General features: G+C 69.6%; 9 protein-coding genes and 1 pseudogene. 4 read left to right on the top strand and 6 right to left on the bottom strand.

Features of this window, described 5'->3' with window-relative positions; translation table 11 throughout:
* A partial coding sequence (locus tag J1M37_RS02840; RefSeq protein ID WP_206452050.1) for an MFS transporter occupies positions 1 to 1,204 on the top strand: 1,204 nt, incomplete at its 5' end.
* A 40-nt stretch (positions 1,205 to 1,244) separates the two neighbouring features.
* On the opposite strand, the gene J1M37_RS02835 is transcribed toward J1M37_RS02840, so the two are convergent.
* Positions 1,245 to 2,360, bottom strand: coding sequence for a succinylglutamate desuccinylase/aspartoacylase domain-containing protein (locus J1M37_RS02835; protein WP_206452049.1), 1,116 nt, complete (start codon positions 2,358 to 2,360; stop codon positions 1,245 to 1,247).
* Positions 2,357 to 2,887, bottom strand: coding sequence for an ATP-dependent zinc protease family protein (locus J1M37_RS02830; RefSeq protein ID WP_036314387.1), 531 nt, complete (start codon positions 2,885 to 2,887; stop codon positions 2,357 to 2,359). Before J1M37_RS02830 ends, J1M37_RS02835 begins: the two co-directional genes overlap by 4 nt.
* A gap of 27 nt (positions 2,888 to 2,914) precedes the next feature.
* Here J1M37_RS02830 and rimK point away from each other — a divergent pair, with 27 nt between their 5' ends.
* Positions 2,915 to 4,150, top strand: a complete 1,236-nt coding sequence (gene rimK, locus J1M37_RS02825) for a 30S ribosomal protein S6--L-glutamate ligase (RefSeq protein ID WP_061867479.1) — start codon at positions 2,915 to 2,917, stop codon at positions 4,148 to 4,150.
* A gap of 15 nt (positions 4,151 to 4,165) precedes the next feature.
* Here rimK and J1M37_RS02820 read toward each other — a convergent pair whose 3' ends face one another.
* Both J1M37_RS02820 and J1M37_RS02815 read right to left on the bottom strand, forming a co-directional pair.
* Complete coding sequence (locus tag J1M37_RS02820; protein ID WP_095347383.1) at positions 4,166 to 5,392, bottom strand: acyl-CoA dehydrogenase family protein; 1,227 nt, start codon at positions 5,390 to 5,392, stop codon at positions 4,166 to 4,168.
* Positions 5,393 to 5,417: 25 nt separating this feature from the next.
* Positions 5,418 to 6,593: a CoA transferase gene (locus J1M37_RS02815; RefSeq protein WP_206452048.1), complete on the bottom strand. Its 1,176-nt coding sequence runs from the start codon at positions 6,591 to 6,593 to the stop codon at positions 5,418 to 5,420.
* Between the two features lie 732 nt (positions 6,594 to 7,325).
* Here J1M37_RS02815 and dnaB point away from each other — a divergent pair.
* Both dnaB and J1M37_RS02805 read left to right on the top strand, forming a co-directional pair.
* A complete protein-coding gene (gene dnaB / locus J1M37_RS02810; RefSeq protein WP_387040884.1) occupies positions 7,326 to 8,714 on the top strand; it encodes a replicative DNA helicase in 1,389 nt (462 codons plus the stop codon).
* 45 nt (positions 8,715 to 8,759) lie between these two features.
* Positions 8,760 to 9,401: a hypothetical protein gene (locus tag J1M37_RS02805; RefSeq protein ID WP_206452047.1), complete on the top strand. Its 642-nt coding sequence runs from the start codon at positions 8,760 to 8,762 to the stop codon at positions 9,399 to 9,401.
* Positions 9,402 to 10,005: 604 nt separating this feature from the next.
* Here J1M37_RS02805 and J1M37_RS02800 read toward each other — a convergent pair.
* On the bottom strand, positions 10,006 to 10,587 hold the full coding sequence (locus J1M37_RS02800) for a hypothetical protein (RefSeq protein ID WP_241250748.1): 582 nt from the start codon (positions 10,585 to 10,587) through the stop codon (positions 10,006 to 10,008).
* 17 nt (positions 10,588 to 10,604) lie between these two features.
* A pseudogene (locus J1M37_RS02795) lies at positions 10,605 to 11,180 on the bottom strand (type I restriction enzyme endonuclease domain-containing protein); the annotation flags it as partial.
* Positions 11,181 to 11,270: the final 90 nt, after the last annotated feature.

Genomic DNA, 11,270 nt, shown 5'->3' with positions numbered 1-11,270 from the left:
CTCCGACCCCGCCGGCTCGACGGCGGCCCCGCGCCCGCCCCTGTGGACGCGCCCGTTCATCCTCGTCAGCGCCACCTACCTGTTCGTGGCGATGATCTTCTACACGCTCATGACCGCCATGGCGCTCTACGCCGTCACGTCCTTCGGCGCGTCGGACGCAGAGGCCGGCGTCGTGGTGGGGGCGTTCGTGCTGGGCGCGGTCCTCACCCGCATGACGACGACGCCCGCCACCTTCGCGTGGGGGCGGCGGCGGGTCCTGCTCGTCGCCTTGGCCTGCTACGTCCTCACGACGGCGGCGTACCTCTGGGCGGACTCCCTGGCCACGCTGACCGCGGTGCGGCTGCTCAACGGCATGTGCTTCGGCGCGGCCGGCACCGTGCTGGCCACGGCCGTGCAGCGGATCGTCCCGCCCGTGCGCCGCTCCGAGGGCACCGGCTGGTTCTCCACGTCCATGACGCTCGCGGGCGCCGTCGGGCCGATGGTGGCCCTGCAGCTGAGCACGGCCCTCGGTTACGACGCCCTGTTCCGGGCGTGCATCGGCTTCACGGGCATGGCCCTGCTGATCGCCCTGTTCCTGCGCGTGCCCGAGCCGCCGCTGACGGGCCGGTTCCGGCTGCACCGGGCGGACGTGTTCTCCGCGGAGGTGGCGCCGGCGGCGGGCGTGGCCCTGGCCTCCGGGTTCATGTACGGCGGAATCCTCGCGTTCATGGCCACGTTCGCGCAGCAGCAGGGCTACCCGGCGATGGTGCCGAGCCTGTTCTTCCTGCTCTTCGCCGCGGGCACCATCGTGGGCCGCGCCGTCCTGGGCGTGCTGCACGACCGGCACGGGGACAACGCCGTCGCCTACCCGATCCTCGCGGGCATGGCCGTCTCCTACGCGGTGCTGGCGCTGTGGCGGGAGCCGGCGGGCATGCTCGTGGCCGGCGCTCTGCTGGGGCTGACCTACGGGCCGGTGGTGAGCGTGTTCCAGACGATCGCGATCAAGGTGGTCCGGCCCACCGAGATCGGCGTCGCCACGGGCACGTTCTTCCTGCTCCTGGACCTCGGCACCGGCCTCGGCCCCATGGTGCTCGGCGCGGTGGCGGCCGCCGTCGGGATCCCGGTGATGTACCTGCTCTCCGGCGGGGTCGGGGTAGCGCTGCTGCTCTACTACCGGCTCGTGCACGGCGGCCGGGCCATCGCCCGGCGCCCGTCCCCGGCCTGAGCCGGGCGGCTCCGGCGCGCGGACGGCGCCCCGCCGCTGCTCATGCGTCCCATCCTCCGATGTGCACGAGGGCGTCGCCGCGGTGCACCAGGGGTGCCTCGGTGCGGCCGATGACCACGCCGGTCAGCTCGGCCTTCACGTGCGCGAGGCGGCGGCCGAACGAGTTGTAGAGCGCGCCGATCCGGTCCCCGGCGCTCACGCGTTCGCCGAGGGAGACGTCCAGGTGCACGAGGCCGTCCGCGCGGGCGCGCACCCACGTGGACTGCCACACCAGGTAGGGGGCGTCCTGCTCACCGTCGACGACGTCGGGGTGCACGGCGGCGGTGTCCTCGCCGGTGGCGTCGGTCGCCTCGGGCACGTCCGTGGTCCGCTCCTCGGGGACCTCGCCGGGCAGCGGACCGGGGGCGTCGACGACGGCGTCCGGCCCGGGCTCGGTGAGCCCGACGTCCGCGGGATCCACCATGTCCAGGGCCGCGAGCACGCGCAGGACCCCGTCCACGCCGGGGGCGATCGCGTACTCGTCGAACCGCCAGGCCTCACCGGCCTCGTAGAGCAGCACGCGCGCGCCGGTCTCGCGGGCCGCGGCGCGCAGGGAGCCGTCCCGCAGGCGGGCGTGGAAGAGCACGGGCGCGCCGAACGCCTCCGCGAGCGCGCGGGTCTGGGGGTCCTCCAGGTCGCACCGGATCTGCGGCAGGTTGGAGCGGCGGTCCGCGCCGGTGTGCAGGTCGATGCCCACGGTGCAGCGGGCGATCACCTCGGTCATCATCAGGTGCGCGATGCGCGAGGCCAGCGAGCCCCGGGCGGAGCCGGGGAAGGAGCGGTTCAGGTCGCGGCGGTCCGGCAGGTAGCGGTCCCCGGCCATCACGCCGAGCACGTTGACGATGGGCACGGCCAGCAGGGTGCCGCGCAGGTGTTTGGGCTGCAGCCGCTCCAGGACGCGGCGGACGATCTCGACGCCGGCCACCTCGTCCCCGTGGATCGCGGCGGAGACCCACACGGTGGGCCCGTCGTCGCGGCCGTGGAGCACGTGCACGGGCAGGGTGACGTCCGCGCCCGTGACGAGCTGGGAGATCGGCAGGGACAGCTCGTGGCGGCGGCCGGCCGGCACCTCGACCCCGCCGAACGCGAAGGGGGCGCGGGCGGGGCGACGGCTCACGCGCGTCCCCGGTTCCGGCGGCGCACGCCGCGCGGCGGCTGCCCGCCCACGTACGAGGCGGCGGGGTCCACGAGGAGGCCGCCGGCGGCCAGCGCGGTGCGCCCCACGAGCATGCGGAAGCCCATCTCGTCCCGGTGGGTCAGGGTCACCTCCGCCTCGATCGTGCGGCCGGCCAAGGTCAGCGGCATCACGACGACGACGCGCTCCTGCGCCTCGCCGTTCGAGGAGCGGACCGTGCGCAGGTCGGCCACCGGCAGCTCGGCCGTCCGCGCGTCCGCCGCCGAGGTCTGCCACGGGTGCACCTCGAACCGGACCCACGCGGCGCCGTCGCGGGTGAACCGCTCGATGCCGAAGGCGTGGAGCGCCGAGGTGCGGGCGCCGGTGTCGATCTTGGCCTTGATCCAGGGGGTGTGGGCGGCGGGCAGGCCGACCCATTCGCGCCAGCCCACCAGCCCCGGGCGAGCGGCGCCGTCGTCGGTGGGGGGCACGCCGTGGGGGGCCGGGGCCGTGTGCTTAGATTCAGACACGCCCCTCATCCTCCCAGGAAAGCGGTCATGAAGCTCGCCATCCTCTCCCGTTCCCTGCGCGCCTACTCGACGCAGCGCCTGAAGACCGCGGCGCTCGAGCGCGGCCACGAGGTGAAGGTCCTGGACACCCTGCGCTTCGGCATCGACCTCAGCTCGGACGAGCCCGATCTGATGTTCCGCGGCCGCCCCCTCTCCGGCTACGACGCCGTGCTGCCGCGCATCGGCAACTCGGTGACCTACTTCGGCACCGCCGTGGTGCGCCAGTTCGAGCAGATGGACGTCTACACGCCCAACACGGCCGCCGGGATCATGAACTCGCGGGACAAGCTGCGTGCCACCCAGATCCTCTCCCGCCACGAGATCGACATGCCCGCCACCGTGTTCGTGCGCAACCGCGGCGAGGTCTCCACGGCGATCGACATGGTGGGCGGGGCGCCCGTGGTGATCAAGCTGCTCGAGGGCACCCAGGGCATCGGCGTGATCCTGGCGCCGACCAAGAAGGTGGCCGAGGCGATCATCGAGACGCTGCACGGCACCAACCAGCAGGTGCTCATCCAGCGGTTCGTGGAGGAGTCCAAGGGCACGGACATCCGCGCACTCGTGGTGGGGGACCGCGTGGTGGCCGCGATGCGCCGCCGGGCCCAGGGGGACGAGTTCCGCTCCAACGTGCACCGCGGCGGCACCGTGGAGCGCGTCGAGCTCTCGCCCGAGTACGCGGAGACCGCCGTGCGGGCGGCCCACATCATGGGCCTGCGCGTGGCCGGGGTGGACATGCTCGAGGGCGAGCACGGCCCGCTGGTCATGGAGGTGAACTCCTCGCCGGGGCTGCAGGGCATCGAGGCCGCCACGGACCTGGACGTGGCCGGCGCGATCATCGACTACGTGGCGGACCAGGCCGGCTTCCCGGACATCGACGTGCGCCAGCGCCTGGCCGTGTCCACCGGGTACGGGGTCGGCGAGATCACCGTGCACGCCGGCTCCGGCTGGGTGGGCCAGTCCATCGAGGACTCCGGGCTGCTCGCGAAGGACCTGCAGGTGCTCACCCTGCACCGCGGCACCTCCGTGTTCCCCAACCCCGCGGACACCAAGGTCCTCGAGGAGGGCGACCGGCTGCTCTGCTTCGGCAAGACCGAGAACATGCGCGCCCTCATCCCCGCCCGCGCCCGCCGCCCCAAGCGCGTGCGGAAGCTGCCGGCCACCCCGATCCTCGCGTCCGTCGCCGAGGAGGCCCCGGCGCCCGAGGCGCCCGCCGACGACGCCTGAGCCCGGGCGCGAGGCTCAGCGGGCCGGGGCGAACGCGCCGATGCCCGTGAGGTGCCGGCCGAGCGTGAGCTGGTGGACCTCGTCCGTGCCCTCGTAGGTGCGCACGGACTCGAGGTTGTTCGCGTGCCGCAGCGGCGAGTGCTCCAGGGTGATGCCGTTGCCGCCGAGCATCTCGCGGGCCTCCCGCGCGATGCCGATGGCCACGCGGCAGTTGTCCAGCTTGCCCGCCGAGATCATGGCGGGGGTGAGCGGGCCGGCGTCCTTGGCGCGGCCGATCTGGTGCGCCAGCAGGTAGCCCTTGCCGATGGCCACGGCCATGTCCGCGAGCTTGGCCTGCGTCAGCTGGTGGGAGGCCAGCGGCACCCCGAACTGCTGCCGCTCCATCGCATAGTCGAGGACGGCGTCGAAGGAGTCGCGGGCCGCACCCATCGCGCCCCAGATGATCCCGTAGCGGGCCTCGTTGAGGCACTGGAAGGGGCCCTTGAGCCCGACGGCGGAGTCGGCCGGCAGCATCGCGGAGACGGGCAGGCGCACGCCGTCGAGGTGGATCTCGCACTGCACCGACGCCCGCATGGACAGCTTCTGGGTGATCGCCTCCGCGCGGAATCCGGGGGTGTCCGTGGGGACCACGAAGCCGCGCACCCCGCGCCCGTCGCCGGGCTCGCCGGTCTGCGCCCAGATGATCGCGACGTCGGCCAGGGTGGCCAGCCCGATCCACCGCTTGACCCCGTCGAGCACCCAGTCGCCGCCGGGCTCCTGGCGGGCCGTCGTCGTCATGGAGGCCGGGTCCGAGCCGGCGCCCGGCTCGGTGAGGCCGAAGCAGCCGACCGCCTCGCCGGCGGTCATGCGCGGCAGCCACTGCGCCTTCTGCTCCTCGGAGCCGTGCTTGTGGATCGCGCCCATCGCGAGCGAGCCCTGCACCGAGACGAAGGTGCGCAGGCCGGAGTCGCCGGCCTCGAGCTCCTGCGCGGCGAGGCCGTACTCCACCGCCGAGCGGCCGGGCATGCCGTGGCCCTCGTAGGGCATCCCCAGCACGCCGAGACGGCCCAGCTCGGGGACGATCTCGCGGGGGAACACGGCGTCGTCGTACCAGCGGGCGATGTGCGGGCGGATGTGCTCGTCCACGAAGCCGCGCACCTGCAGCGCGACGGCCTTCTCCTCGGCGGAGAACAGGGAGTCCAGGCCGACGACGTCGGCACGGCCGAGGAACGAGTCGGCTTCGGCGTGGAACGGGGTGGTCATGGCGGGGGTCCTCTCTGCGGGGTGGTCAGCGGGTGTCGAGCCAGGTGTTGACGGCCGCCGTGTCCGCGCCGAGCGCGGGCGGCGCGTGGCGCGGGTGCGCGACGGGCGGGTCCCACTGCACCGGGTGGCGGAACTGCCGGCCGGCGGGGGCGCCGGAGCGGTCCTGGACCTCGACGGTCGGCTCGAGGCCGAGGGACTCGGCCAGCTCGACGCCCTCGGCGACGGTGGACACGAGGCCGACCGGGAGCCGCTCGGCCTGCAGCACGTCCCGCCAGTGGGCGGCCGTCTCGGCCGAGAGCGCGTCCTCCAGGGCGGTGCGCAGCTCCTCGCGGTGCTCGACCCGGTCCGTGTTCGTGGTGAAGCGCGGGTCCTCGGCGAGCTCGGGGACGCCGAGGGCCGCGGCGAAGGTGCGGAACTGCGCGTCGTTGCCGATGGCGACGGCGAGCGGCGCGTCCCGGCACGCCAGCAGCTGATAGGGGGCGATCGAGGGGTGGTCGTTGCCCATCCGCCGCGGGACGACGCCGGCGCCGAGCCATGCCTGGCCCTGGTTGGCGAGCGCCCCCTGCAGCGAGGAGAGCAGGTTCAGTCGCAGGTGGGCGCCCTCCCCGGTGCGCTCGCGGCGCAGCAGGGCGGCGAGCACGCCGGCGGTGAGGTCCTTGGCCGTGAGCACGTCCACGAGGGCGACGCCCGCCTTCATCGGGGCGTCCGGTTCGCCGGTGATGCTCATGAGACCGCCCGCGGCCTGGACGATGAAGTCGTAGCCGGGCAGGTCCCGGCCCGCGCGGTCGCCGAAGCCGGAGACGGCGGCGTAGACCACGGACGGGTTGTCCCGCGCGACGTCGTCGTAGCCCAGGCCGAGGCGCTCCATGGTGCCGGGCTTGAGGTTGTGGACCACGACGTCGGCCCGGGCGGCCAGGGCGGCGGCCCGCCGCTGGTCCTCGGGGTCCTTCAGGTCCCAGCCGACCGACTCCTTGTTGCGGTTCACGGACTCGAAGTAGGTGGCGCTCGTCGCCGAGCGGGGCGGGGCCCAGCCGCGGGTGTCGTCGCCGCGCTCGGGGTGCTCCACCTTGATGACGCGCGCCCCGAGGTCCGCCAGCGTCATGGTGGCGAGCGGGCCGGCGAGGACGCGGGAGAAGTCGGCGACGAGGACGCCGTCGAGCGGGAGCGAGGCCGGGGAGGGGGCGGTGGTGGCCGGGGGCACGGCGGACTCCTCACTGTGGCGGACGACACGATGATGCATCCCACCCAAGCACCGTGCTTTCATTCCGTCCAATGACTCTTGGGCGGCCCACTGATGCGCGGGAGTCATCGGTGCGGGGCGGCCCGGGGCGGCCGGGAGAGGTGGGCACGGGGAGGACCCGGGGCCGCGCGCAGACGCTGTCAACTTCGCCGTCCCCAGATCCGGGCACCTTGTCCACAGGAGTTGTCCACAGATGTGGAGAGTGTGGATGACGGTGTGGATAGGCGTGTACCAGACCGTGTAATAAGGGTGCAAACGAGGCTGCTGTCAAGTTGGATCGATGGGGCCGAAAGGGGGGTGGAGAAACTTCCTCCACAGCCCTGGGGATCGCATCGTCCCAGGTCAGAGCGGGATTATGGGAGCGGTCGAGCGGTTGTCCCCAGCGTGGTCCTCAGGCGATCCACGCGACACGCCGCCGAATCCACACGTTGTCCACAAGGCCTGTGGGAAACGCGGTTGCCCAGCCTCCACGGCGCGCGTAGTGTCGCGTGGTATCCCCAACGCGAGGGCGGGTATTGGCCGCAGGTGACCACTGACAGGCGCGCATCCGCTCGGACCGTCGCCCCGGGGACCGTCGCACCGTCCGCCTGCAGGAGGGTGCGGCGGCACGGGCGGTGACAACAGAGGAATCAGAGCCGGGAAGACCGGCGAGGGCCGCCGTCGTGCGGGCTGTGGGAAGGGAGTCTCCGGACGTTGACTGAGAACTACGGAGACTCGGGCTCCTACGACGGCGGCCGTTCCTCTGAACGCTTCCTGCCGCCCCAGGACCTTGAGGCGGAGCGCTCGGTGCTGGGCGGCATGATGCTCTCCAAGGACGCGATCGCGGACGTGGTGGAGCTGCTGCGCGGCCACGACTTCTACCGGCCCAGCCACGAGATGATCTACGAGGCGATCATCGACCTCTACGGCCGTGGTGAGCCCGCAGATGCCGTCACCGTGGCGGACCTGCTGAACAAGCGCCAGGAGCTCAGCCGCGTGGGCGGCCCCGCCGTGCTGCACGAGCTGATCCAGTCCGTGCCCACCGCCGCCAACGCGAGCTTCTACGCGGAGATCGTGGCGGAGAAGGCCGTCCTGCGGCGCCTCGTCACCGCCGGCACCAAGATCACCCAGCTGGGGTATCAGGGCGACGGCGAGGTCGAGGAGATCGTCAACGAGGCGCAGTCCGAGATCTACAAGGTGGCGGAGAACCGCCAGTCCGAGGACTACGTGCGCCTCGCGGAGATCATGGAGCACGCCGTCGACGAGATCGAGGCGGCCGGCAACCAGGGGGAGGGCCTGACGGGCGTCCCCACCGACTTCTACGACTTCGACGAGCTGACGCAGGGCCTGCACGGCGGCCAGATGATCGTGATCGCGGCGCGCCCCGCCGTCGGCAAGTCCACGCTCGCGCTGGACTTCGCGCGGGCCGCGGCTATCCACCACAACATGGCCACCGTGTTCTTCAGCCTCGAGATGGGCAAGAACGAGATCGCCATGAGGCTCCTGAGCGCCGAGGCGACGATCGCGCTGCAGGACCTGCGCAAGGGCACCATCCGGGACGACCAGTGGTCCAAGATAGCCGCGACCGTGGGGCGGCTGAACGAGGCGCCGTTCTTCATCGACGACTCGCCCAACATGACCATGATGGAGATCCGCGCCAAGTGCCGGCGGCTCAAGCAGAAGAACAACCTCAAGATGGTGGTGCTGGACTACCTGCAGCTCATGAGCTCGGGCAAGAAGGTCGAGTCCCGTCAGCAGGAGGTCGCCGAGTTCTCCCGTGCCCTCAAGCTGCTGGCCAAGGAGCTCGACGTGCCGGTGATCGCGTTGAGCCAGCTGAACCGTGGGTCCGAGCAGAGGACGGACAAGCGGCCGCAGGTGTCCGACCTGCGCGAGTCCGGCTCGATCGAGCAGGACGCGGACATGGTGATCCTGCTGCACCGCGAGGACGTGTACGACAAGGAGTCCCCCCGCGCCGGCGAGGCGGACCTGATCGTGGCCAAGCACAGGAACGGGCCCACGAAGACCATTGTGGTGGGGTTCCAGGGGCACTACTCTCGGTTCTCGAACCTGGCGCAGGACGGTGGGGGAGCTGGGGGGTTCTAGTCGGCGCCTTCCGGGGAGGCCTGAATGAAATGAGTGAAGGATTCTATGGCCCAAAATCTCCATAGCGATTTGGCAGACGTCGCTAAAGACTTCAAAGAAGTAATGAAAATGTCTGACAACCTGGTGGCAGTGCACAGAAAATCGGGCGGCAATGCTCGCGGCAAGAGGAGTCGAGAAACCTCGCTCAATGGTGCGATTGTCTTGAACTCTATGGCAGCCTGGCAGGTCGTGGTTGAGGGGTGCGCCAGTGTCTCCGTGAAGAAATTGAAGGCGGAAATTGATTCCGCAGGAGTTTTTTACAGTGACGGTTTCTATAGTGCAGTGAAGAAGGCAATTCTGACGCTGGCAACGCCTAATTATGATAATTCTTTAAGGGTAATTCGATTCGCAGGATTCGACCCTAAGCCGTCATGGGATTCAATCAAGCGCCCCGGAAGATCTCGTTCGATGACCTTCCAGGAAACGCTTGATGGATGGTTGAAAATTCGACATTCAGTTGCGCATGGGGATACTGCAATGCCCACAGATATTTCTCATGTGTCCAAGCTTATTGGTAGCTCGACAAATAAGAGGGCCCCCACTCTGACTGAGGCCGAGAGCTGCATGGCCTTCGTTCGGGTGGCTGCGAAGGCCACGGGTGGTGGTCTTGCGGATCACTTGGGGATCGCCAGGTCCAATTGGACGTAGCCCCTGTGGGAATTAATCAAGATCGAGTTCCTGTTCGGAAGGTTAAACTGGAATGTAATCCGTCCGAAAGTAATTTCGGATTCAATCCGATTCAGTGCAAAAGTTTCGTCCTTTGCTTATAATTTTTTTGTGAGGCGTTGGTCGAGTCAGTCCATGATGAAGTTGCCATCCTTTTCGCAGGTCTCTGCTCAAGTTTCTGTATTTCTACCATCCTGAGTGTGAGTGGCTCCGCCTCTCTCACGAAGGCTGGTCCTGATGGCAGGGATTAACGATCGCGCAACTATGGTTACGGCACCCGACGCGGCCATAGCTGCCACTGTTCCGATGACTCCCTGCTGCCTGCCACGTCTCATGCCTTCCTCTACCCCATCCCGGATCCCCTGGTGGTATCCATTGCCCCAGATTGGACTTCCCTGCATCAGTCTTCCCCTTAGTTGAAGGTGGTCATGGGCTCCTACCCTTGCCGCGCTACCTCTCCAGGGGGCCTGGTGGCTGCGCGCCTGTGCAAGGTCATGTACAGTTTTACATGCCCACCGTTACGACGGAGAGGGAAGAGGGCCGGAGAACCCCAGCCGGACGACTGGATCTCGGGCCTTTCGCCTGCCTATGGGGTGAGGGGCAGTGACTCGACCGTGGCCGCCTCCACCACGACGGTCTCGCTCAGCCGATCCCAGTACTGTGGGTCGTCGCCTCGGGCGGAGTTCAGCGCGCCCAGCAGTGCGTCCGGGATCCACAGCAACGGCTCGTCTCCTCCGCGGGCGTGGCTGATGCGGATGCGGCGGTCGTAGCCTTGCCCTTGAAGCGCGACGATATGCCGTCGGTCCCCCTTGTCCTGAGGAGGCGTGCGGGATTCCAGCGTCAGGTCACACACGTCTGCGGCTCCGAGCTCAAAGTACAGCCGCTCCATGCACTTCCGGCGGAAGCGCTCCGTCTTGTTGCTGCGCTCGCTCACATGCGTGACCACGAAGTTCATGGCGCCCAGGCCGATGATCGCGTCGACGATGGTCTGCCGCCGCTTCTCGCTTTCGTCAGTCCAGTGGACCTTGATCTGCCCGGGCAGGAGCAGCGGCTTCAACTCCGCCCGGATGTCCTCGCAGTCTCCAGGAGGCACGACAGCGGCACCCACCAGGTACTCCTGGCGGGTGCCGCTGCGGACAGCACTGGACTCGTCGATGAAGCCCCTCAAGCCATCGGGCAGGGCGGTCAGCGCTCCTCCTCCGCCATCCGCGGAGCCATGGCCTCCATCTGCTGCATGACCTGAACGATGGCCTCGGGCTGCTTGTCCGGCGGGTAGCCGTACTTGCGCAGCAGCCGCTTGATGCTGGCGCGCAGCTTGGCCTTCACGTCCTCGCGGACGGTCCAGTCGGTGCGCACGTCGCGGCGCATGGTCGCCACCAGGTCGCGGGCGATCTTCGCGAGCACGTTGTCGCCGAGGACGTCGACGGCGGACTCGTTCTGCGCGATCACGTCGTAGAAGGTCAGCTCGTCCTCCTCCAGCGGGGGAGTGAACGTGGCGCCGCGATCGGCCTCCGCGACCACCTCCTTCGCCATCTGCACGAGCTCGGCGGTCACTTCGGCAGCCGTGAGCTGCTGGTTGGTGTACCGGGTCATCACGGCGTCGATCCGCTCGGAGAACTGGGCGCGACGCACTTCGTTGCCTCCGGTGGAGCGGGCGGCGTCTTCCAGGAGGCTCGCCCGCAGGCCCTCGATGGCGAGCGCCGCCTTCGAGGGCGTGACCGCCTCCTCGACCCAGGTGGGGGTCAGGGTGTCCAGACTAGGTGTTGTGGGTCATGAGGTTCTTGACATGGGTACCGGGCTGAGATGAGACGAGTGGGCCTCTCCCGCAGGATGGAAGTTCCTACACCACCG

The organism is Micrococcus sp. KRD012 (assembly GCF_017168555.1).
Taxonomy (GTDB): Bacteria; Actinomycetota; Actinomycetes; order Actinomycetales; family Micrococcaceae; genus Micrococcus; species Micrococcus luteus.
The sequence above is the reverse complement of the archived record's forward strand: the minus strand, read 5'-3'. Positions and strand labels throughout refer to the sequence as shown.

Bases quoted from the DNA above. Each gene is read 5' to 3' on its own strand.
- J1M37_RS02805 (WP_206452047.1), top strand. From the start codon at position 8,760: ATGGCCCAAAATCTCCATAGCGATTTGGCAGACGTCGCTAAAGACTTC.
- J1M37_RS02820 (WP_095347383.1), bottom strand. From the start codon at position 5,392: ATGACCACCCCGTTCCACGCCGAAGCCGACTCGTTCCTCGGCCGTGCC.
- rimK (WP_061867479.1), top strand. From the start codon at position 2,915: ATGAAGCTCGCCATCCTCTCCCGTTCCCTGCGCGCCTACTCGACGCAG.